This window comes from Erwinia sp. HDF1-3R (assembly GCF_039621855.1).
Taxonomy (GTDB): Bacteria; Pseudomonadota; Gammaproteobacteria; order Enterobacterales; family Enterobacteriaceae; genus Erwinia.
Window position 1 is genome coordinate 4,016,872 of record NZ_CP155071.1, and the last position, 22,888, is coordinate 4,039,759.

Annotated in this window: 20 protein-coding genes and 1 other RNA gene; 5 read left to right on the forward strand and 16 right to left on the reverse strand. The window is 55.8% G+C overall.

Annotated features, from left to right (window positions below; all coding sequences use genetic code 11):
* Positions 1-7: 7 nt before the first annotated feature.
* The 3 genes from gcvP to gcvT all read right to left on the reverse strand — a co-directional run bounded on the left by gcvP (position 8) and on the right by gcvT (position 4,513).
* Entirely contained in the window at positions 8-2,881 is a 2,874-nt protein-coding gene (gcvP, locus tag AAGR22_RS18180; protein WP_345828871.1) for an aminomethyl-transferring glycine dehydrogenase, read from the reverse strand.
* A 114-nt stretch (positions 2,882-2,995) separates the two neighbouring features.
* On the reverse strand, positions 2,996-3,382 hold the full coding sequence (gcvH, locus tag AAGR22_RS18185) for a glycine cleavage system protein GcvH (protein WP_067708888.1): 387 nt from the start codon (positions 3,380-3,382) through the stop codon (positions 2,996-2,998).
* 36 nt (positions 3,383-3,418) lie between these two features.
* Complete coding sequence (gene gcvT / locus AAGR22_RS18190; protein ID WP_345828873.1) at positions 3,419-4,513, reverse strand: glycine cleavage system aminomethyltransferase GcvT; 1,095 nt, start codon at positions 4,511-4,513, stop codon at positions 3,419-3,421.
* Positions 4,514-4,926: 413 nt separating this feature from the next.
* Here gcvT and AAGR22_RS18195 point away from each other — a divergent pair, with 413 nt between their 5' ends.
* The gene (locus AAGR22_RS18195; RefSeq protein ID WP_345828874.1) at positions 4,927-6,219 is read left to right on the forward strand and encodes a hypothetical protein; all 1,293 of its coding nucleotides are present in this window, start codon (positions 4,927-4,929) and stop codon (positions 6,217-6,219) included.
* Here the strand turns inward: AAGR22_RS18195 and ubiI are convergent.
* The 4 genes from ubiI to AAGR22_RS18215 all read right to left on the reverse strand — a co-directional run bounded on the left by ubiI (position 6,216) and on the right by AAGR22_RS18215 (position 10,614).
* Positions 6,216-7,418 carry an FAD-dependent 2-octaprenylphenol hydroxylase gene (gene ubiI / locus AAGR22_RS18200; RefSeq protein ID WP_345828875.1) on the reverse strand — a complete coding sequence of 401 codons (1,203 nt, stop codon included), beginning with the start codon at positions 7,416-7,418 and terminating at the stop codon, positions 6,216-6,218. The two genes, AAGR22_RS18195 and ubiI, sit on opposite strands and share 4 nt — an antisense overlap.
* 13 nt (positions 7,419-7,431) lie before the next feature.
* A complete protein-coding gene (ubiH, locus tag AAGR22_RS18205; protein ID WP_345828877.1) occupies positions 7,432-8,610 on the reverse strand; it encodes a 2-octaprenyl-6-methoxyphenyl hydroxylase in 1,179 nt (392 codons plus the stop codon).
* A complete protein-coding gene (gene pepP / locus AAGR22_RS18210; protein WP_345828878.1) occupies positions 8,607-9,923 on the reverse strand; it encodes a Xaa-Pro aminopeptidase in 1,317 nt (438 codons plus the stop codon). Before pepP ends, ubiH begins: the two co-directional genes overlap by 4 nt.
* Before the next feature lie 112 nt (positions 9,924-10,035).
* Complete coding sequence (locus tag AAGR22_RS18215; protein ID WP_067708875.1) at positions 10,036-10,614, reverse strand: YecA family protein; 579 nt, start codon at positions 10,612-10,614, stop codon at positions 10,036-10,038.
* A 169-nt stretch (positions 10,615-10,783) separates the two neighbouring features.
* On the opposite strand from AAGR22_RS18215, the gene zapA reads away from it, so the two are divergent.
* Positions 10,784-11,113, forward strand: coding sequence for a cell division protein ZapA (gene zapA / locus AAGR22_RS18220; protein ID WP_067708873.1), 330 nt, complete (start codon positions 10,784-10,786; stop codon positions 11,111-11,113).
* A gap of 41 nt (positions 11,114-11,154) precedes the next feature.
* Positions 11,155-11,338, forward strand: a non-coding RNA gene (gene ssrS, locus AAGR22_RS18225) — 6S RNA.
* Positions 11,339-11,499: 161 nt separating this feature from the next.
* Here the strand turns inward: ssrS and AAGR22_RS18230 are convergent.
* Positions 11,500-11,670, reverse strand: coding sequence for a hypothetical protein (locus AAGR22_RS18230; RefSeq protein ID WP_345828882.1), 171 nt, complete (start codon positions 11,668-11,670; stop codon positions 11,500-11,502).
* A gap of 223 nt (positions 11,671-11,893) precedes the next feature.
* On the opposite strand from AAGR22_RS18230, the gene AAGR22_RS18235 reads away from it, so the two are divergent.
* The gene (locus AAGR22_RS18235) at positions 11,894-12,481 is read left to right on the forward strand and encodes a 5-formyltetrahydrofolate cyclo-ligase (RefSeq protein ID WP_345828884.1); all 588 of its coding nucleotides are present in this window, start codon (positions 11,894-11,896) and stop codon (positions 12,479-12,481) included.
* 270 nt (positions 12,482-12,751) lie between these two features.
* Here the strand turns inward: AAGR22_RS18235 and serA are convergent, their stop codons facing one another.
* On the reverse strand, positions 12,752-13,987 hold the full coding sequence (gene serA, locus AAGR22_RS18240) for a phosphoglycerate dehydrogenase (protein ID WP_067708869.1): 1,236 nt from the start codon (positions 13,985-13,987) through the stop codon (positions 12,752-12,754).
* Positions 13,988-14,291: 304 nt separating this feature from the next.
* The gene (gene rpiA / locus AAGR22_RS18245; RefSeq protein ID WP_067708868.1) at positions 14,292-14,948 is read right to left on the reverse strand and encodes a ribose-5-phosphate isomerase RpiA; all 657 of its coding nucleotides are present in this window, start codon (positions 14,946-14,948) and stop codon (positions 14,292-14,294) included.
* A 192-nt stretch (positions 14,949-15,140) separates the two neighbouring features.
* Here rpiA and AAGR22_RS18250 point away from each other — a divergent pair, with 192 nt between their 5' ends.
* Complete coding sequence (locus AAGR22_RS18250) at positions 15,141-16,037, forward strand: LysR family transcriptional regulator ArgP (protein WP_067708867.1); 897 nt, start codon at positions 15,141-15,143, stop codon at positions 16,035-16,037.
* 82 nt (positions 16,038-16,119) lie between these two features.
* On the opposite strand, the gene AAGR22_RS18255 is transcribed toward AAGR22_RS18250, so the two are convergent.
* The 6 genes from AAGR22_RS18255 to epd all read right to left on the reverse strand — a co-directional run bounded on the left by AAGR22_RS18255 (position 16,120) and on the right by epd (position 22,362).
* Positions 16,120-16,848, reverse strand: coding sequence for an oxidative stress defense protein (locus tag AAGR22_RS18255; RefSeq protein WP_345828886.1), 729 nt, complete (start codon positions 16,846-16,848; stop codon positions 16,120-16,122).
* Between the two features lie 184 nt (positions 16,849-17,032).
* Positions 17,033-17,653 carry an arginine exporter ArgO gene (gene argO / locus AAGR22_RS18260; protein ID WP_345831623.1) on the reverse strand — a complete coding sequence of 207 codons (621 nt, stop codon included), beginning with the start codon at positions 17,651-17,653 and terminating at the stop codon, positions 17,033-17,035.
* A gap of 177 nt (positions 17,654-17,830) precedes the next feature.
* Positions 17,831-18,721: a small-conductance mechanosensitive channel MscS gene (gene mscS / locus AAGR22_RS18265; protein ID WP_345828888.1), complete on the reverse strand. Its 891-nt coding sequence runs from the start codon at positions 18,719-18,721 to the stop codon at positions 17,831-17,833.
* 237 nt (positions 18,722-18,958) lie between these two features.
* A complete protein-coding gene (gene fbaA / locus AAGR22_RS18270; RefSeq protein ID WP_067708858.1) occupies positions 18,959-20,038 on the reverse strand; it encodes a class II fructose-bisphosphate aldolase in 1,080 nt (359 codons plus the stop codon).
* A gap of 95 nt (positions 20,039-20,133) precedes the next feature.
* The gene (gene pgk, locus AAGR22_RS18275) at positions 20,134-21,294 is read right to left on the reverse strand and encodes a phosphoglycerate kinase (protein ID WP_067708856.1); all 1,161 of its coding nucleotides are present in this window, start codon (positions 21,292-21,294) and stop codon (positions 20,134-20,136) included.
* Between the two features lie 30 nt (positions 21,295-21,324).
* Entirely contained in the window at positions 21,325-22,362 is a 1,038-nt protein-coding gene (gene epd / locus AAGR22_RS18280; RefSeq protein WP_067708854.1) for an erythrose-4-phosphate dehydrogenase, read from the reverse strand.
* Positions 22,363-22,888: the final 526 nt, after the last annotated feature.

The window sequence follows — 22,888 nt, forward strand, 5'->3', positions numbered from 1 at the left end:
CGGAAGGCTACTCGTATTCGCTTAGCGGAACGCAGGAGCAGAACAGATTGCGATCGCCGTAAACGTCGTCCAGCCGCTTAACCGTGGGCCAGTATTTGTTGTGACTGCCGGCCGGGAATACTGCCAGCTCACGGGTATAGGGATGCGTCCATTCGCCCACTATTTCCATCTGCGTATGCGGGGCATTGACCAGTGGATTATCGTCAGCCGGCCATTCGCCTCCGGCAACGCGATCTATCTCCATCCGAATAGCCAGCATCGCATCAATAAAGCGATCCAGTTCCCCCTTGCTCTCCGATTCCGTCGGCTCTACCATCAGCGTACCGCTGACCGGAAAGGACATGGTCGGTGCGTGAAAACCATGGTCAATCAGACGCTTAGCGATATCCAGTTCGCTGATGCCGGTCTGCTCCTTCAGGGGACGAATATCCAGGATGCATTCGTGCGCCACGCGGCCATCGCGTCCGGCATAGAGGATCGGAAAGGCAGACTGCAGCCGGGTGGCGATATAGTTAGCGTTGAGGATGGCGACCGAGCTTGCCTGCTTTAATCCTTCCGCCCCCATCATGCGAATATACATCCAGCTGATGGGCAGAATAGATGCGCTGCCAAAAGGCGCGGCGGAAACGGCCCCCTGCTGCGTGAGCATGTCGTCAATCTGTACCACGCTATGTCCCGGCACGAAGGGCGCAAGGTGCGCTTTGACGCCAATCGGCCCCATTCCCGGCCCGCCTCCGCCATGAGGGATGCAGAAGGTTTTGTGCAGGTTAAGGTGTGACACATCCGCGCCAATATAGCCCGGCGTGGTGATCCCCACCTGGGCATTCATATTCGCCCCGTCAAGATAGACCTGCCCGCCATGCTGGTGAACAATCTGACAGACTTCACGGATAGTCTCTTCATACACGCCATGAGTGGAGGGATAGGTGACCATAATACAGGAGAGCGCATCACCGGCCTGCTCTGCCTTTGCCCGCAGATCGTGCAGGTCAATATTGCCCTGCCTGTCGCAGGCCACCACCACAACCGACATACCGGCCATCTGCGCAGAAGCGGGATTGGTGCCGTGCGCCGATGCGGGGATCAGGCAGAGGGTGCGGCCCGGTTCATTACGGCTTTCATGATAGCGGCGGATCGCCAGCAGACCCGCATATTCCCCCTGCGCCCCGGAGTTCGGCTGCATGCAGAGCGCATCATAGCCAGTTAGCTGCACCAGCCACTGTGACAGCTGACCGATCATTTGCAGGTAACCGCCCGCCTGATCCGCCGGACAAAATGGGTGCAGTTCGGAAAATTCAGGCCAGGTAATCGGGATCATTTCTGCGGCGGCATTGAGCTTCATGGTGCAGGAGCCGAGCGGGATCATGGCCTGATTGAGCGCCAGATCCTTACGCGCCAGGCTATGCATATAGCGCATCATCTCGGTTTCGCTATGATGACGATTGAAAACCGGATGCGTCAGAACCGGCGTCTGGCGCAGCAGCGCGGGTGGCAGGGAGTGGCTCTGATCGCTGACGGCACTATCCAGCGCATCAATATCCTGCGCGTGATTTTCGCCGAGCAGAATAGAGAACAGGATGCTCACGTCATCGCGGGAGGTCGCTTCGCTCAGGGTGATGCCGACCGCATTATGGATATCCGTCCGCAGGTTAACGCCAAAGCTGAGCGCACGATCCAGTACCGCAGCTTTGTCGGTAACCTCGACGGTCAGGGTATCAAACCAGGTGCGATGCCGCAGAGTCAGCCCGCCACGCTGCAGCCCGGCGGCAAGGATATCCGTCAGGCGATGGATGCGTGAGGCGATGCGCTTCAGGCCCTCTGGCCCGTGGAAAACCGCATAGAGGCTGGCGATATTCGCCAATAGCACCTGCGACGTACAGATATTTGAGTTGGCCTTCTCGCGGCGAATGTGCTGCTCACGGGTCTGCATCGCCATGCGCAGCGCGGTGTTACCCGCTGCGTCGCGTGAGACGCCGATAATACGGCCCGGCATTGAGCGTTTATGCTCCTCCCGCGTGGCGAAAAAGGCCGCATGGGGGCCACCGTAGCCCATCGGTACGCCGAAGCGCTGCGCTGAACCAAAGACAATATCCGCGCCCTGGCTCCCCGGTGCCTGCAGCAGAAGCAGCGCCATAAAGTCAGCAGCCACGCAGACGATAATGCCGCGCTTTTTCAGCTGGTCAGTCAGGCTGGCATAGTCATGTACTTCCCCGGTCGTCCCCACCTGCTGAAGCAGTACGCCAAAAATATTCTCGTGATCCAGTACCCTCTCGGCCTTATCCACCAGCACCTCAAAGCCAAAGGTTTCGGCACGGGTGCGCACCACGTCCAGCGTCTGGGGATGAATATCCTCAGCGACAAAAAAGCGGTTAGCCGATTTGAGCTTGCTGATGCGCTTTGACATCGCCATCGCCTCAGCGGCGGCGGTCGCCTCATCCAGCAGCGAAGCAGACGCGACGTCCAGGCCGGTCAGATCCAGCGTGACCTGCTGAAAGTTGAGCAGCGCCTCCAGGCGCCCCTGGGAGACCTCCGGCTGGTAGGGCGTATAGGCCGTGTACCACCCCGGATTTTCCAGCATATTGCGCAGAATAACCGGCGGGGTCAGCACCGGCGTATAGCCCATGCCGATATAGGAGGTGTAACGCAGATTCTGGCTGGCAATCGCTTTTAGCTCCGCCAGCGCCTGATGCTCGGTGAGGGCATCCCCCACGGCGGGCGGGCCGGGCAGCTGGATATCGGCAGGTACGATGGAGCCGATCAGTTCAGAGAGAGAGCGGGAACCGATAGCATTCAGCATCGCCGCCTGCTGCGCCTGAGAAGGGCCAATATGGCGTTCGATAAACGCGCCGGTATGTTCAAGCTGGCTGAGGGTCTGCGTCATGAGCGGAGGATCCTGAGTCGGGAAGTGAGAGGCGGGGAGACCCTTACTCGTCCCCCGCCGCCTGGTCAGAGGTGCGGGCAGGGCGAAATAGCCTTCGCCCACGCGGATCGCGATTTATTCGTCGATGCTGGTTTTATAGGCATCGGCGTCAAGCAGTGCATCAAATTGTGATGCATCGCTGGCACGGATTTTAAACAGCCAGCCCCCGTCGTAGGGGTCACTGTTGACCCGCTCCGGTTCGCCGTCGAGGGTGCTGTTAACCTCAATAATCTCGCCATCAATCGGCGCATAAATGTCGGAAGCCGCCTTAACCGACTCCGCCACGGCGCACTCGTCACCCTGGCTGAAGGTGGCACCAGGCTCCGGCAGGTCGACAAAGACCATATCGCCCAGCAGTTCCTGAGCATGTTCGGTAATGCCCACGGTAAAGGTGCCGTCGGCTTCTTTACGCACCCATTCGTGGCTGTCGCGGTATTTCAGTTCATTTGGCACATTGCTCATCGCGCTGCTCTCCTGCAATCTGGAAGTGATCGGATATTATGCAACCGGCTTACCGGCGCGAACAAAAACGGGTTTGGTCACCTTAACCGGCATTTCACGGCTGCGGATCTGAACGATCGCTCGCTCGCCGATCCCGGTCGGAACGCGCGCGAGGGCAATGCTGCACCCCAGCGTTGGCGAGAACGACCCGCTGGTAATGACGCCCTCTTTGAGGTTACCGGCCTCGTCGGTAAAGTGAACCGGCTGGCCATTACGCAGCACGCCTTTCTCTGTCATCACCAGCCCGACAAGCTGTTCTGTGCCTCTTTCACGCTGGGCCTCAAGCGCCTCGCGGCCAATAAAATCCCGTTCGCCTGGCTGCCAAGCCAGGGTCCAGCCCATATTAGCGGCCAGCGGTGAGACGCCTTCATCCATCTCCTGTCCATAGAGGTTCATGCCCGCCTCCAGACGCAGCGTGTCACGCGCGCCCAGCCCGGCGGGCTTCACGCCAGCCTCCAGCAGCCCCTGCCAGAATGCAGCCGCCTGCGCGTCAGGCAGGGCAATTTCGTAGCCCGCCTCACCGGTATAGCCGGTGGTGGCAATAAAGAGATCGTCCGCCTGCACGGCAAAAAAGGGTTTCATCCCCGCCACGGCCTGACGTTGGGCATCAGTGAAAAGCGTCTGCGCTTTGCGCTGTGCTTCCGGTCCCTGTACGGCAATCAGAGAGAGATCGTCACGCACCGTTAGCGCTATGCCGTAAGGCTTCGCGTGTTCGGTTATCCAGGCGAGATCTTTTTCACGCGTGGCAGAGTTCACCACCAGCCGGAAGGCATCCTCCGTTATAAAGTAAACAATCAGATCGTCTATCACGCCACCGGAGGCGTTCAGCATGGCGCTGTAGAGTGCCTTGCCCGGCTGAGTCAGCTTAGCGACATCATTGGCCAGCAGATAGCGGAGGAATTCCCGACAGCGCGCCCCGCACAGATCGACGATGGTCATGTGCGAGACATCAAACATCCCCGCATCGGTTCGCACCGCGTGGTGCTCTTCAAGTTGAGAGCCGTAATGCAGCGGCATCATCCAGCCGTGAAAGTCGACCATTCGCGCACCACAGGCCTGATGCTGTTCAAACAAGGGAGTGTGCTGGGTCATAGTTTTCCTGTGCAGATGCAAGTTTTCAGGCGTCTGATCCGGGCGGATTAAGGCCGGACGCAAACGATAACCTGGCTTTGACGTTACCACCGAACCGCGCCATTAACCATAAGTAAAATGAGGTCGAATGGGTTTAACGTTCTCTCAGAGCCGGAAGGATTTTCCAGAACTTCTGACCAGAAAACTGCGCGAATGCGCACATAAACCGCAATTCATCGGTTTACAGGCAGGTTGAAAACAGGTTTTTTGCCCGATTGGGATGAATTCATGCTCCTTCTTAAACCCCATAACATTAAAAAAAGTAATGCGAACAGAGCGGTAAAATTAGTTTATTTCAAATGAAGCGGCGGCACGGGAACATTCGACCCCGATGTGACACTTAATCGGATGCATACTTCTCAGGGCCGCCAGACATGGGCATTAAATCACTCCCTTCTACGGTTAATACGCTCGCGCTCCATCAGGCCGTTGAACAACAGGATGTCGCTCAGATTGAGCGACTCAGGCAGGAGGGCCACCGGCCAAACCAGCTGGATAACGCGCGGCAGTCTCCTGTCGATCTGCTGGCAAGAAGACGATCCATCGATCAGCAACTGCGCGAACATCTGCACGGCGCGCTGCTGTTGTCAATGAATCCTGGGGCACCGCAAGGGTATACCAAACCCGAAGCGCTGCACGGGTCTCCGTGGGGTTTTGAGATCCTCGCCTCCGGCGAGCTGAAGGCTGGCATCAATGATGCCAAAGGCGGGACGCAATCACTCGAAGGCCGCATCTTCTTCTCAGATCGTACGCCTGAGCAGCCTTCAGACAGCGTGACCCGGAAAGACTTCCGCAGTAAAGCCCGTGTCTATGCCCGGGGCGAGGGAATGCAGAGCAGTAATGCTGCTTCTCGTGCCTTTCAGCATCGAATGACGCAGGCCATCGATCGGCATCTGACCAGTGGGCTACCGCTCACCAGCAGCGGTAATTCCCTCAGGCTACCGGTAAATGACGGAGAAACGGTGGACGAGGCGGTTGCCCGGTGGTTGCAAAGTCTTCTGAACGTCTCGCGTAACAGTAAGCTGGCCGCCTTCCGCACTACGCCATTTGAAAACAGCGCCAGCCTGCTGAAATTTCCTGAATCCATTACGCTTCATTCACCGAACAGCAGCCCACAGTCATATAGCGGCGAAGCACTGAGGTCCCTGCTGATGGAGGCAGGCAACAGGCTGAGGAGCCAGCTGGAGCAGGGTAAAACGCCGCTATTAGCGCTGATCAATAAGGGGAACGTTGTGCCGATGGTGTTCGGCTTCGGCAAAATTGAGGGGCTTGAGACGCACGCCATCAGCGGCACGCTGAGTAAAAACATCAAAAACTACAGCTACCAGAATGAAAATCATCCGCTCAGCGGATCCGCTAAAGGGGGGAAATTAAAAGAGATCGAGCTGCGCAGTCTGGAAGACTTGGCAACGCTGAGTCTGGCTTCTCTGGCAAAAGGTGTCCCTCTACCCGGCCAGACGTTGATCAGGATTAATCCCGCCGCCCGGGATAAAGCTGCACAAAACACCCGGGCGCGCTATCTCGATGCACAACAGCTGAGCAGATTTCAGCACAGGCTTACGGCGCTGCTTAAGGATGAGGGTATCAGGATAGAAAACGCAACGCTGCCCGAGCTACAGCAGATCAATGAAGCAGTACGCGGCAACGATCTTGCCGCGTGGATTTAGCGCAGCCACTCCGGCAGATCGTTAAGCCCCATTGCCTGCTTCAGCAAACGGGGTTTTACGCCGGGCAGGTTATCCGCCAGGCTTAACCCGATATCACGCAGCAGCTTCTTCGCCGGATTATTGCCGTCAAAAAGTTCGCGAAACCCCTGCATGCCGGCAAGCATCATCGCCGCGCTGTGTTTGCGACTGCGCTCGTAGCGGCGCAAATAGAGGTGCTGTCCGATATCTTTCCCCTGCTGATGCAGACGCTTAATTTCCCCGATAAGCTCCGCCGCATCCATAAAGCCGAGATTGACGCCCTGCCCGGCCAGCGGATGAATGGTATGGGCCGCATCGCCGACCAGCGCCAGGCGGTGTGCCGCGAAATTACGCGCGTAGCGCCCCATCAGCGGATAGGTTTTGCGCTCACTCTCTACCGTGCACAGGCCCAGCCGCAGATCAAAGGCGACCGAAAGCTGCTGATTGAACACGGCTTCCGGCATGGATTGCAGACGGGTGGCCTCCTGCGGACTGACCGACCAGACAATCGAACAGAGGGTGGGGTCGCTGAGCGGCAGAAAGGCCAGAATACCTTCGCCGTGAAACACCTGTCGGGCAACGCTGCCATGCGGCTGTTCGGTACGGATATGGGCCACCAGCGCATGATGCTCGTAGTCCCAGAACGCCAGCGGAATATCCGCTTTATTACGCAGCCAGGAGTTCGCTCCGTCTGCCGCCACCAGCAGTCTCGCGCTCATCATCGTGCCGTCGGCCAGGGTGACAAAGGCCTCATTGTCACCAAATGCCACCTGCTGAAGCTCCGCCGGGGAGACGATCGTGACGTCGTTTAGCTCGCTGGCTTTTTGCCACAGGGCCTGGTGAATGACCGGGTTTTCAATAATGTGCCCAAGATGGGGCAGCCCCTGATGGGCATCATCAAATTCAATACGGCCAAAGCTGTCGCGATCCCAGACTTCCATGCCGTGATAGGCGCTGGCCCCTGCCGCCAGGATGGCAGACCAGACGTCCAGATGCTGAAGCAGGCGCTCGCTGGCGGCGTTAATCGCCGACACCCTGAGTGCGGGCTGTGCATCTGCCGCCTGAGCGACGGGTGCCTCACGCTCCAGCACGGCAATGCTTAATCCGCTGCCGTGCAGGCCACAGGCGACGGCAAGACCGACCATTCCGCCACCGGCGACGATAACATCATACGTTTGCATAACAGCTTTCTCCTTAACGCTTAACCCAGCCCAACGTGCGCTCGGCCAGCAAATTTCGCATCAGCGGGACAGAATCCATCGCCAGTAAACCCAGATTACGCCCTGCCACCAGTGGCGTATAGCGGTTAGCAAACAGCCTGACCAGCGCATCGGTAATACCGATGGTCGCTTTGGCATCCGGCTGACGGCGCTGCTGATACTGTTGCAGCGTGGCATAGCTTCCGACATCCTGGCCGGTACGCCAGGCGGCGGCAACCGTCTCCGCCAGCGACATAACGTCGCGCAGGCCTAAATTAAATCCCTGTCCGGCAATAGGGTGCAGGGTCTGCGCCGCATTACCCACCAGGGCCAGCCGGTGTGAGGTGTGCTGAGAAGCGGCCTGAAGCCGCAGCGGGTAGCTGTGACGCTGGCCAACCTGGGTAAAACGGCCCAGCCGCCAGCCAAAGGCGCGCTGCAATTCGGACAGGAAGCGCGTATCGCTCCAGGCGTCAACCTGCGGCTTATCCGCCAGCGGATGACACCAGACCAGCGAGCTGCGTCCTGCCGACATCGGCAGCAGCGCCAGCGGGCCATGCTCGGTGAAGCGCTCCCAGGCCCTTCCCCGATGAGGCTGCTCCGTAGAGACGTTGGCGATAACGGCGACCTGCTGATAATCCTGCTGCTGCCACTGTATGCCGCAGGCCGCGGCAACGGAGGAGTGCGACCCGTCTGCCGCGACCAGCAGCTGGGCCTCCAGGCTTTCCCCACTATCCAGCGTCACGCTGATGCTTTCCTGCGAACGTGAAACGGTAGCCACTTTAGCCGGGCAGCAGAGGCGAACGCCGGGGGCCTTTTGCAGCAGCGTGAACAGCCGCTGCCCCACCTCATGCAGTTCGACCACCTGACCCAGCGCCCCGATGTCATAATCGGCCGCATCCAGCGACACAAAGGCCGCATGGCCGCGATCGCTGACGTGAACGTGGGTGATCGCCGTGGCGCAGGGTTTTAGCACGGGCCATAAATTAATGGCTGCCAGCTGCTGGCAGGTGCCATCCGCGACGGCGATCGCGCGGCCATCATAGCCTGGGTGCGCACGCGACCCCGGCTCGCTGGCCTCAACCAGCGTTACCGCCACGCTTCCCTGAGTGAGAGACGAAATGGCCAGTGCCAGCGTCGCGCCAGCCATGCCGCCGCCCGCAATAATAATGCTCATTGTGCTTTCGCTGCCGCCATCAGGGCCTCAATCTCGTCTGCTTCTTTCACCACGCCTGCGGTGAGGTTCTCATTCCCCTCTGCGGTGATAATGACGTCATCCTCGATGCGAATGCCGATACCGCGATATTCCGCTGGCACGTCGGCGTCTGGCGCAATATAGAGCCCTGGCTCAATGGTAATCACCATGCCGGGCTCAAGTACGCGGTCACGATCGGTCCCGTAGAAGCCGACGTCATGGACGTCCAGCCCCAGCCAGTGGCTCAGGCCGTGCATAAAGAATTGTCGGTGTGCCTGCTCTTCAATCAGGGTGTCGACCTCCCCTTCCATCACCCCAAGCCGGACCAGCCCGCTCACCATAATACGTACAACCTGTGCATTGACTTCGCGGATGCTGGTACCGGGGCGAAACAGCCTCAGCGCCGTATTCAGCGACTCCAGCACAATGTCGTAAATGGCACGCTGCGGCGCTGAGAACTTACCATTCACCGGGAAGGTGCGGGTGATATCTCCGGCATACCCCTGATATTCACATCCGGCATCAATCAGCACCAGATCGCCATCGCGCATGCGGCTCTCGTTTTCGGTGTAGTGCAGAATACAGCCGTTCTCACCCGCACCCACGATGGTGTTGTAGGAGGGGTAGCGCGCGCCATGACGATTAAATTCGTGGTGGATTTCACCTTCCAGCTGATACTCAAACATGCCTGGCCGACAGGCTTGCATCGCGCGGGTATGCGCCAGGGCGCTGATACGTCCGGCTTCACGCAGCAGAGCCTGCTCTTCAGGAGACTTAATCAGGCGCATTTCATGGACCCAGGGGCGCCAGTCAGTGAGCGTCGACGGGGCAAAACGGTTTTGCCGCGCGCCGTTACGCAACGTTTCCAGTGCGGCAAACAGCAGGCCGTCGGCGACAGGGTAAAGCCCCTGCGCATGGTAGACCACATCCAGCCCGTTCAGCAGCTGGGGCATCTGCTCGCTGATAGTGTCCCAGGGGAGCGCACGGTCAACGGACAAGGCGGCCGGTGCCGCATCCTGGCCCAGACGGCGACCGAACCAGATTTCCGCCGTGAGATCGCGCACGCGGTTGAACAGCACGCTGTGACTATGGTTTTCGGCGCTTTTGATCAGCACCAGTACGGCTTCAGGCTCGTTAAAACCGGTGAAATACCAAAAATCACTGTTCTGACGGTAAGGGTACTCGCTGTCATTACTGCGGGTCGCCTCCGGTGCGGCGAAAATCACCGCCGCGCTGGCGGGTGCCATTTTAGCCAGCAGTGCCTGCCGGCGACGAACGAACTCTTGCTGTATCATCAGCTCTCCTGGGGCAATCCTTGTGGGTCACCGTCCGCTAAATAATTGCGCGTCATACCGCTGCACGTTGTTGCGTAACCCGCCTGCACTCTGCATTCACTGGAGTAACCCTTTAGTGCAGAGTCGGTTTTTTCACTTCCACCGCGGTCGGGAGCACATGAGTAAAGGTATCATGGCAGAGCAGCGCGGCAACGCGAACGTATTCGATCACCTCCTCCAGCGACTGCTCAAGCTCTTCCTGATCTTCGTCTTCATCGTAGCCCAGTTGCGCGATAGTGCGCAGGTCGTCAATCGCCTCGCCCGTTTCTCCGGTGACTTTATCCAGCTTTGGCTGAGAAACGCCCAGCCCCAGCAGGAAATGATTGACCCAGCCGGCCAGCGCATCGGCGCGGTCAAAGACGGTGATGTCATCGTCCTCCGGCAGGTAAAGTTGAAACAGGAAGCCCTCCTCCTCCAGTGCGTCAACAATCCCCTGGTGCAGTTGCTGAAGCGGCAGAGCAAGCGACTGAGAGAAAGCCATTCCTTCATTGGTCAGGTCATGAACCAGCGCTTTCCAGCTGGTGTCATTGTTACCGCCGCAGATCATTCCGCTGATCAGACCGTGCATTTCAGCAGGCGTCATTCCCACGCCCTGCTGCGTCAGTACTGAGGCCAGCTGGTCATAGCCCGGCATTGTGTTTGTTAGTGGCATACGTTTTGATCGTCGTTGGCTGGATGAGTTCGTGGTATGCTACCACCAGGTGCCTCAACGATTCCAGAAAGGGGTTGTTTCTTCTGTTAGGGGTAGTTATAGTGGCGCCCCTCTCAACCCATTGAGTGGTATAGAGATTGGCGGCGCAGTAATCATTCAGGATGGTGGCATGTCTGCACAACCCGTAGATTTACAAATTTTTGGCCGTTCTTTACGAGTAAATTGTCCGCCTGAACAGCAAGATGCGCTGAATCTGGCTGCCGAAGACCTCAATCAGCGGTTGCAAGATTTAAAAGTTCGCACTAGAGTCACAAATACCGAGCAGCTGGTTTTTATTGCCGCGTTGAATATTTGTCATGAGCTGGCGCAGGAAAAGGGAAAAACCCGCGACTATGCCAGCAACATGGAGCAACGTATCCGTATGTTGCAGCAGACTATTGAACAGGCACTGCTTGAGCAGGGTCGTATTACAGAACGTAGCGGTCCAAAGTTCGAATAACACCTCATCGTTTACTGTGATACAGTGACGGTGAAGTAAAAAATTCTCTGAGATGTTTGCAAGCGGGCCCGTCCCCTGAGCCGATATTTAATACCAACAGAGTGTGACGCTCTGTAACCTGTGTGCAAGCTCGGTCCGTCCGAGAAGCCTGATGGTTGCGACGGCATACTCACCTTGAACCAAGGGTTCAAGGGTTACAGCCCGCGGCGGCATCTCGGAGATACCCCATTTTTACCCCGCTTCGCATCTGAACGGGTTCTGTTTTCATCCCCTGGCTACTGAACGCCTTTTCCTCTAAGGCATCTGCCGCGAAAAAGCTAAAACCTCATCCGACTTAGCCGTGCCTGTTCCCCACACCTGTTCCACACACCTGTCCCACACATAAGCTACTCATAAGCCGCGCCGCCGATAAGCTGCATCCCGTTACCGTTACCGTAAGCAAAAGCCGCTTTGCCGCTTTCATCCAGACTGCATTGATTCAGGAACTGCCTCGCATCATTACCGGGTCGAAATAGATAAGGATAGTCGGTAGAGAAGAGAATACGCTCGACGACCACAGTGGCTACCGCCCTGTCCAGCAATCACCTGAAGGGCGGACAGACGATCGAACAGGGCTGTAATGAAATGACGGTTTGCCCGATCGGGGTCGAAGTTTCGTTGTTCCTGTGGCAGAATTCTGATGGATTAGGTTGTATACCGCGCTAATGATTCTGAGTCATAGCTGCGATCGGCCCGAACATAATCCGCTTTCGGATCCGCCACTCAGCCAGGGTGATGTTTATGAATATAAGCCTTCCCACTCGCCAGGAGATCCGCACGCGCGTTCGACACCTTCGGCGTAACCTGACGACAGAGCAGCAGCTCAATGCAGCTAATCAGGCAGCTATCCTCGCAATGAATTTTGCGCCGGTACAGCAGGCCCATAAGGTCGCACTTTTCCTCTCTTTTGACGGTGAACTCAACACACAACCGCTGATAGCCGAACTGAGGCAGCGCGGTAAACAGGTGTATCTCCCGGTTCTGCATCCGTTTTCCACAGGCCAGCTGCTGTTTATTCGCTACGATGCCAGCACGCCGCTCACACCTAATCGCCTGGGTATTCCCGAGCCGCCGCTGGATATTCGTAATCTGGCAACGCTCAGGGATCTGGATGTGCTGATGGTGCCTCTGGTGGCGTTTGATGCCCAGGGACAGCGGCTGGGTATGGGTGGCGGTTTTTACGACCGGACGCTGCAGAACTGGCCGCAGCATGGGCTGTTACCGATAGGCCTGGCTCACGATTGTCAGCAGGTGGAGGCGCTACCTGGAGCAGACTGGGACGTGCCGCTACCGGTAATCATTACGCCCTCTAAGGTTTGGCAGTGGTAATGCGACGCTTTGAGTGCATCAGGTAAATACAGGAACCCGGGGTCAGCACATTTTAAGGCGAGTCGACATATTTAAATTCGATAATCATTTAAACTTCAAAAAATAAGAACTTCGTAAATACGAAAATGGTTTTACTTAAAGCAGCTGAGATAAGGATACTGCGCTCAGGGAGCGGCGGGCAAGGATGCCCGCCCGAAGACGGCATCCCGGCCTGGAAACTTGGTTAAATGCACCGCACTGCCGTATTAAGGCGGGCGAACAAGTCAATTATCAGTAAAGCAGACGGGCACGGATAGTGCCTGGAATCGCCTTCATTAGCTGAAGGGCAGTATTCGCAACGTCATGTGATGCGTCGATATCAATCACCACATAGCCCATCTGCGGTGTGGTTTGCAGATACTGTGCGGCAATGTTGATGCCCTGCCCGGCAAAAATGTTGTTAAGTGCCGTTAAGATACCCGGGCGATTCTCGTGAATATGCAGTAAACGACTCTGCTCACCGTGCATCGGCAGCGAGACTTCCGGGAAGTTAACCGCTGAGAGCGTTGAGCCGTTGTCAGAGTATTTCGCCAGCTTGCCCGCGACTTCGACGCCGATATTTTCCTGCGCTTCCTGCGTTGAACCACCAATATGCGGCGTCAGGATCACATTATCAAATTCGCAAAGCGGTGAATTGAATGGATCGCTGTTGGTCGCAGGTTCTTCCGGGAAAACGTCAATCGCCGCACCGGCCAGATGTTTGTCGGCCAGCACCTTACACAGCGCAGGAATATCTACCACCGTCCCGCGAGAGGCATTGATCAGCAGCGAGCCCGGCTTCATCATCGCCAGCTCCTCTGGCCCCATCATATTCTGCGTCGACGCCGTTTCCGGTACGTGCAGGCTGACCACGTCGCTCATATTCAGCAGCTCGGACAGGTAGCGCACCTGCGTGGCATTACCCAACGGCAGCTTGTTCTCAATGTCGTAGAAATAGACGTGCATCCCCAGGCTTTCCGCCAGCACACCCAGCTGCATGCCAATATGACCGTAGCCAATGATACCCAGCTTCTTGCCGCGCGCCTCATAGGACCCCGCCGCCAGCTTATTCCATACGCCCCGGTGGGCTTTGGCATTGGCCATCGGTACGCCACGAAGCATCAACAGCAGTTCACCGATTACCAGTTCAGCAACGGATCGGGTATTGGAGAAAGGCGCGTTAAAAACCGGGATCCCGCGCTTCGCGGCTGCATTAAGGTCAACCTGATTGGTTCCGATGCAGAAACAGCCCACCGCTACCAGCTTTTCAGCCGCTGCGAAGATCTCTTCGCTAAGATGCGTGCGTGAGCGGATACCGATAAAGTGCGCATCACGAACGGAGGCTTTCAGCGACTCACTGTCCAGCGCGCCTTTATGAAATTCGATGTTGGTATAGCCTGACGCGCGCAGATTATCGATCGCGCTCTGGTGTACGCCTTCCACCAGCAGGAACTTAATCTTATCTTTCTCCAGTGATACTTTTGACATTTCCCGACCCTATTTATCAGACTTCAGAAGGAGCTGACCTCGCAATATTTTTCAGATATAAGGCAGCCTTCTGTCAAAGTATCAAAATCTACGCCTGCGGCAATACAAACGATTGCCCGGCAGACAGCATGGCAGCGACGCATCAGGGGGCAAACTGGCAGATAATCACGGTGTAAATCCTCTCGCCAGTGCGATCGGCCGATCTGCGGGGTTTATGTGACATAAGTCACTATATTTTCAGGCCTGAAAGAAAAGATGTTTTTTAACTAAAATTATCCCGCGCCCTGAGGCGCAGGTCAGATCCTCACTGAAGGACTTTAACGCCCTCTGGCGTACCGATTAAGGCAATATCGGCACCGCGCGCCGCAAACAGCCCGACAGTGACCACGCCAGGCAGTGCATTTATCGCCTTTTCCAGCGCGACGGCATCCATAATCTGAAGATTATGCACGTCGAGAATATCGTTACCGTTATCAGTCAGGACATGCTGACGGTATTCCGGCAGCCCACCCAGCTTGACCAGTTCACGCGCCACATAGCTACGCGCCATCGGGATGACCTCAACCGGCAGTGGAAAATGACCCAATACGTCCACCTGTTTGGAACTGTCAGCGATGCAGATGAATTTTTCGGCCACGGCGGCAATAATTTTTTCACGCGTAAGCGCAGCACCGCCGCCTTTGATCATCTGAAGGGAGGCATTAATTTCATCAGCGCCGTCGACATAAACCGACAGGGAGTCAACCTCGTTCAGATCGAAAACCGGTATTCCCAGCGCCTTTAATAACGCGGTAGAGGCATCGGAGCTGGATACGGCTCCTTCAATCTGGTGCCTGACAGACCCCAGCGCATCGATAAAATGAGCGGCGGTAGACCCCGTACCTACGCCAACAATCGTTCCCGGCTGTACGTATTTCAGTGCGGCCCAGCCGACCGCCTTTTTCAGTTCATCCTGCGTCATAATATGTTTAGAATCCGTACTGATACTGTGTGCGCGTAGTATAAAACAACCCTTGCAGAAAACAGCGCATTTGTTGTCAGTCTGGAAGACAGCCCACAAACAAGCGGAGGGTTAAGCACGTTATTGCGCAGGGAAAGCGAGAAAAAATGTGGCATAGTGCTGATTCCTCACCTGAAAGAGATCAAACGAACAATGAAACGCCCGGATTATCGTACGCTTCAGGCGCTGGATGCAGTCATTCGCGAGCGCGGTTTTGAGCGTGCAGCACAGAAACTTTGTATTACCCAGTCCGCCGTTTCCCAGCGTATCAAGCAGCTGGAAAACATGTTTGGTCAGCCGCTGCTGGTACGTACCGTGCCGCCGCGACCCACAGAACAGGGACAGAAGCTGCTGGCGCTGCTTCATCAGGTTGAGCTGCTGGAAGAGGAGTGGCTGGGTGATGAAAACGGCGGTACCACCCCGCTTCTGCTGTCGCTGGCGGTCAACGCCGACAGTCTTGCAACCTGGCTTTTACCTGCGTTAAAAACGGTATTAACCGACTCTCCGGTTCGCCTGAATCTACAGGTGGAAGATGAGAGCCGCACTCAGGAAAGGCTGCGTCGTGGTGAGGTGGTTGGCGCGGTCAGTATTCAGCCGCAGCCCCTGCCCAGCTGCCTGATTGACCAGCTTGGCGCGCTCGATTATCTGTTCGTGGGTTCTAAAGACTTCGCTGCCCGTTATTTCCCTAACGGCGTGACGCGATCGGCCCTGCTGAAAGCCCCAGCCGTGGCGTTTGATCATCTGGACGATATGCATCAGGCTTTTTTACAGCAAAACTTTGATCTGTCACCCGGTAGCGTCCCCTGCCACATCGTGAACTCTTCAGAGGCCTTTGTTCAGCTTGCCCGTCAGGGAACCACCTGCTGCATGATCCCTCATCTGCAAATAGAGCGTGAGCTGGCCGAGGGGGAGCTGATTGACCTGACGCCCGGACTGTTTCAGCGTCGGATGCTCTACTGGCACCGTTTCGCCCCGGAAAGCCGCCTGATGCGCAAGGTAACGGACGCGCTGATATCCCATGGTCATCGGGTATTGCGTCAGAGCGAATAACGAAAAGCCGCGCCAATGCGACCCCACAGGGGACGCGTCGGCGCGGCTGAAACGACCGGTGGAGTAGAGCTCTCCCCTGGGTTCAGGGGGTCCGCTGCAGCTCAAATACCACGTCAACCTGATCGTCAAAGTGAATCGTCTGCTGTTCGTAGGTCTGCTCCGCCGAAGTCATGGGTGCCGCACTGGCTGCTTTAAACATGCGGGCCATCGGCATGGGCTGATAGTTGGCAACGTGATAACGAATGCTGTAAACCGGCCCCAGCTTAGCGTTAAAGCCCTGAGCCAGCGCGCCAGCCTGCTGCGTGGCATTTTCAATGGCCGCCTGACGCGCCTTATCACGATAGGTCTCCGGATTTGCCACGCCCAGGTCTACGGATCGAATCTCCGTCAGGCCCGCTTTAAGGGCACCGTCAAGCAGTGCATTAAGTTTATCCAGCTGACGCAGCGTGACCTGCACCTGACGTACGGCGCGATACCCTTTCAGTACCGATTTACCGTCTTTCAGATAATCATACTCTGGCTGGGTACGCAGGTTAGCCGCGTTGATGTCCTTCTTATCAATGCCTTTTTTCTGCAGGAAATCAAAATATTGCGCAACACGTTCGTCAGCCTGTTTTTTAGCGTCTGCTGCGTCTTTTGACGAAACGTTCACTTCGATGGCCAGCGTGGCAATATCGGGGGTGGCGTCAATGCTGGACTGGCCAGAGGTCACGACGTGCGGGCCGTTTGGCAATTCATCTGCCAGCGCAGTAAGGGGAATAGTACCTAATCCAATAATGGCGGCCAGCGCCAATTTAGTAAGCTTCACCATGTTCCTCCGTGGGGGCTATTCAGTCAGCCTGCCGATAACCGGCAGGCTAAGGTAATTATGCGGTTAACATGCAACAGCCTTATTTTAGCTGCTTTTGTCGAACCAGACTTTGACGTCAATTCCAGCCGTTAGTTCAAGGTCGGGGAGAAGGCCAGCAACTGAAGGCTCAGGCGATAAGGCTTTGTTATCCGCCACCTAATGCCTGCTGTGCCAGCTTGAGGGCAATAATCCACATCACCAGACCCACAAGAAGGTTAATGATGCGCTGCGCTCCAGGCGTACTTAGCCGTGGTGAGAGCCAGCTTGCCAGTAGCGCCAGCCCAAAAAACCAGACGGTTGAGGCCATGACCGCTCCCAGGACAAACCAGCTGCGCGCAGCGGGCGCCAGCTGACCTCCCAGGCTGCCTAACATCACAAAGGTGTCGATATAGACATGCGGATTTAGCCAGGTGACGGCAATCATCGTACTGATGATGCGCCAGCGCCCCTGCTTTGCGGGCATAGCCTGGACAGAGTCCATCGCCCCACTCAGGGCGCTGCGTAGTGCACCCCAGCCATACCACAGCAGGAAAAGTACGCCGCCCCACGTGACCAGGCTGAGCAGCAGAGTGGATTGTGACAGGAGCGCGCTACCGCCAAATACGCCACCACAGATAAGAATAATATCGCTGAGCGTACAAAGCCCGGCCACCATCAATGGATAGTGGCGACGTACGCCCTGTTGTAATACAAAGGCGTTTTGTGGCCCCAGCGGCAGGATCAAGGCAGCGCCGAGCACCATACCCTGAAAGAAGGCAGCGATCATCCGTAACACCTCAAAGGTACAAAGTGAGGCGAGTGTATCCATCCGGAGTGAGTCGTTGAAATTTAAAATTCTAATTGTTTATTAGTCAGGCTAATAACAAGAGGGAAAGTAAAGGCGGAATGTGCTGGACAACGGCAGGGCCGTCATTCAGGTTTCCGCCTTCGTATTGACCGCTTATCAGGCCCCGGAAGGGCTGCTGACTGGCGCAGAGAGCTCAGCCTCAGGCGCGTTAGCCTGATGCAGGTGAACATCCATCTGCGGATAAGGAATACCAATGCCGTTCGCATCCAGCGTACGCTTAAAGTTCTTCATCAGATCCCAGTAGACGTTCTGCAGGTCACCTGCACTGCTCCAGCAGCGCACCACGAAGTTAAGCGAGGAAGCAGCCAGTTCGTTGAGACCAATCTGCACGCCCATATCCTGCAGCACGCGGCTGTCGGCATCAACCACCTCACGCAGCAGCGCAATGACTTTATCCACGTCCGCGTCGTAGGCTACCCCGATGATAAATTCGTTGCGGCGGTTGGGTTCACGGGAGTAGTTAACGATATTACCGGCAATAATTTTACCGTTTGGCACCACGACAACTTTACCATCACTTGTTTTCAGCGTGGTGGAGAAAATCTGTACGCTCTGTACCGTACCCATCACGCCGATATCAATAAATTCGCCGGTGCGGAACGGACGGAAGGTTACCAGCAGCACGCCAGCCGCCAGGTTTGACAGCGATCCCTGAAGCGCCAGACCGACGGCCAGACCTGCGGCACCCAGCACGGCAATGACCGAAGCGGTTTGTACGCCGACCCTTCCCAGCGCCGCAATCAGCGTAAAGGCAATAATGGCGTAACGTATCAGCGCGGAGAGAAAGTCTGCTACGGTGGCATCAATATGTCGGGCGCGCAGAACTTTGTTCAGGGTTCTGGAGATGACGCGGGCAACGATCATCCCGATAAAGATAATCGCAAGAGCGGCGACAATATTGACCGCATAGCTTAGCAGCAGCGCCTGGTTTCGTACCAGCCATCCTCCGGCATGATTGATACCATCGACTACATTCAGATCTTCCATTCGACTATCCTGTTGTTGTTCGCAGCGGCTTTAGCCGCCATCCACAGCCAGTTGTCACTGACATTCCAGAGATTAAGGGTAATCAAAAAAGTCGTCAGATGCCAAATAAGTCGTGATAGAGCAGCTTGATTCCCCCGGCGCGGCAGTTCCCGGATTAAAAATCCGCCAAAAAAAACGGAGGACCTCGTGAGAGATCCTCCGCTACGTTTGAGCGACCAGTTACAGTCAGCTTATAACTTACAGTACGTCTACCGCGTTCAGTTCTTTAAAGGCCTGCTCCAGACGCACAATCATTGAAGACTGTGCGGCACGCAGCCATACGCGCGGATCGTAGTACTTTTTGTTCGGCTTATCTGCGCCTTCAGGATTACCCAGCTGCGCCTGCAGGTAACCTTCGTTCTTTTTGTAATACTGCAGGATACCGTCCCAGTTTGCCCACTGAGTATCGGTATCAATATTCATTTTGATCACGCCGTAGCCGATAGACTCCTGAATCTCTGCGGCAGAAGAACCGGATCCACCGTGGAAAACAAAATCCAGAGAGTTGTGCGGCAGGTTATGTTTTTTGCTCACATAGTCCTGAGAATCACGCAGGATAGGTGGAGTCAGCTTCACATTACCCGGCTTGTAGACGCCGTGAACGTTACCAAATGAAGCCGCGATGGTGAAACGCGGGCTGATAGCGTTAAGTTTTTCGTAAGCGTAATCAACGTCTTCTGGCTGAGTGTAAAGTGCTGATGCGTCCATATGGCTGTTATCTACGCCATCTTCTTCACCGCCGGTACAGCCCAGTTCGATTTCCAGCGTCATGTTCAGTTTGGACATACGCTTCAGGTAACCGCTACAGATTTCAATGTTTTCTTCCAGAGACTCTTCTGACAGATCAATCATGTGGGAAGAGAACAGTGGCTTACCGGTTTTTTCAAAGTGCGCTTCGCCCGCGTCCAGCAGACCATCGATCCACGGCAGCAGTTTCTTGGCGCAGTGGTCAGTATGCAGAATAACCGGCACACCGTAGTGTTCAGCCATCTGGTGAACGTGATGCGCGCCGGAGATAGCGCCCAGGATAGCCGCCGCCTGTGGCTTATCGGACTTGAGTCCTTTACCCGCAATAAATGCGGCGCCGCCGTTAGAGAACTGAATAATGACCGGTGCTTTTACTTTTGCAGCGGTTTCCAGCACGGCGTTGATGGAGTCAGTGCCTACGCAGTTTACTGCCGGGAGAGCGAATTTGTTTTCTTTCGCCACTTTGAAAATTTTCTGTACGTCGTCACCGGTGACAACGCCTGGTTTTACGAAATCAAAAATTTTAGACATGTTCTTGTGTCCTGTTTCGTCGGTCGTATGAAAAGATAATGAACCTGCCAGGCAGGCAAATCATTCTGGCGGGAGGCAAGCCCCCGCCCCAGAGGTTACTGTTTCGCACGCTCTTCAAGCATGGCAACCGCCGGCAGTTTTTTACCTTCCACGAACTCAAGGAAAGCACCGCCACCGGTAGAGATATAGGAGATTTTATCTTCGATGCCAAAGAGATCGATGGCCGCCAGCGTATCACCGCCACCCGCGATAGAGAATGCATCGCTCTCTGCGATTGCCCGGGCAACGATTTCCGTACCTTTACGGAAGTTAGGGAACTCAAAGACGCCAACCGGGCCGTTCCACAGAATAGTTTTGGCCTCTTTCAATAGTTTAGCCATGGCTTCGGCAGTTTCGTCACCGAAGTCCATGATCTCTTCATCGTCCTGCACTTCGCTTACTTTCTTCACGGTCGAAGGCGCAGTTTCAGAGAATTCCGTGCCGACGCGGGAGTCAGTTGGGACCGGGATTTTAAACTCGTCACGCAGTTTTTTGGCCGCGTCCACAAAGTCTGGCTCGTAAAGCGATTTACCCACGTTGTTATCAATCGCGACGAAAGTGTTGGCAATACCGCCGCCTACAATGACCGTGTCGGCAATTTTCACCAGGGAGTTCAGCACGTCGAATTTAGTGGAGACTTTAGAACCACCGACCACGGCAACCATGGGGCGGGCCGGATGCAGCAGAGCTTTGCCCAGCGCGTCCAGTTCGTTAGCCAGCAGCGGGCCTGCACAGGCCACGGGGGCGAACTTGCCAACGCCGTGGGTAGAGGCCTGCGCACGGTGTGCCGTACCAAAGGCGTCCATAACATACACGTCGCAAAGGGCTGCGTATTTCTTAGCCAGCGCTTCGTCGTCTTTCTTCTCGCCCTTGTTGAAGCGCACGTTTTCCAGCACGACCAGCTCACCTTCAGCAATGTCGACGCCGTCGAGGTAATCTTTCGCCAGACGAACAGGAGAAGAAATCTTATCTTTCAGGTAATTAACCACCGGCAGCAGGGAGAACTCTTCGTTATATTCACCTTCGACAGGGCGGCCAAGGTGGGAGGTGACCATTACTTTAGCGCCCTGCTTAAGTGCTGCTTCGATAGTTGGCAGTGAGGCACGAATACGCGCATCAGACGTTACTTTGCCCTCTTTTACCGGCACGTTTAAGTCAGAACGAATTAATACACGCTTACCAGCAAGATCCAGATCGCTCATCTTGATTACAGACATGGTGAATCCTCTCGTTGATTCTCTAAGTTTTTACAGGCGCAGAGCGCCCTGGCTGAAACCGCTTGCGACCATCGCTAACGTCGTGTCGAGCATTCGGTTAGCGAAGCCCCATTCGTTATCGCACCAGACCAGCGTTTTGATCAGGCGCTGACCGCTCACCCGGGTCTGGGTGCCGTCTACAATGGCACTGTGCGGATCGTGGTTAAAATCTATGGAAACTAACGGTAATTCCGTATAGTCAACTATACCACTAAACGCCCCCTCTGACGCATTTCGCAGCAGCGTGTTCACCTCCAGCGCACTGACGGCATCACGCACGGTGACGCTTAAATCAATCGCCGTGACGTTGATGGTAGGCACCCGTACGGCGATGGCTTCAAAGCGGTCATTAAATTTCGGAAAAATTCGGGTAATGCCCGCCGCCAGCCGCGTATCAACCGGGATGATAGACTGGCTGGCCGCGCGGGTGCGCCGCAAATCCGTATGGTAGGCGTCGATAACCTGCTGATCGTGCATCGCTGAGTGAATGGTGGTGACGGTCCCCCACTCAATGCCGAATGCGTCATCCAGCAGCTTGATTATTGGGATAATACAGTTGGTGGTACAGGAGGCATTTGAGACGATTCTGTGTTCGGGCCGCAGGGCTTTTTCGTTGACGCCGTATACGACGGTGGCATCCAGATCGTGGTCCCCCGGATGGGAAAACAGCACTTTTTTCGCCCCCGCTTTCAGATGCGCTTCGCCATCTGCCCGGCTGCCGTATACGCCGGTACAGTCCAGCACCACGTCAACATTCAGCTCCTGCCAGGGTAAATTTTCGATTTCCTCGCAGTGCAAAATACGGAGGGTATCGTCACCCACCCACAGCAGATCGCGCTCCTGGCGCACATCCCAGGCAAAGCGCCCATGGCTGGTATCATACTTCAGCAAATGGGCCATTCCTGCGGAGTCGGCCAGCTCGTTGATCGCCACCACGGTCATTTCAGCACGACGACCGGTTTCATAGAGCGCACGAAGTACGTTGCGCCCAATGCGACCAAAACCGTTTATGGCAATACGAATTGTCATCTCACTCCCGCATCAGAAATCAGTGCAAAACCGGACCGTTAGCCTGAGCCAGTCAGTTAGGTTTGTACAGAAATTATTACCACCTGACCTCGCCCTGAACGTGGGTAAACAGCCACGTTAACGTCAACTGAAACGGTTCAGCCAGAATAAAGAGTGCGGAGAATAATTGGAATGAGTTAGATCAATCACGACGCAGAAATTCTGACAGAGATCACATTCGCTAAATGAAGTGCGTGAATAAATACGCGATTGCAACGACCTCAAGTAGACTGTCATCCCCCAGCGCGTATTTTGGCTTAGCCAAACGGGCTGGGGGATAAACATCAGGGAAGAGGCTGTACCGCTTTCGCATCCAGGAAGGACGCGTCAAATATCGTCACCGCAACCGGCGATAGTCTGGTCATACCCCTCCTTATCTCCACACTTTTCCGCTGGTACAGACAAGCTACATGATGAATTACAACCTACTTTGGTATATCTGGTTAATCTGGGCGTCCGAACTGCTGATTTACAGGGGCGACCATGT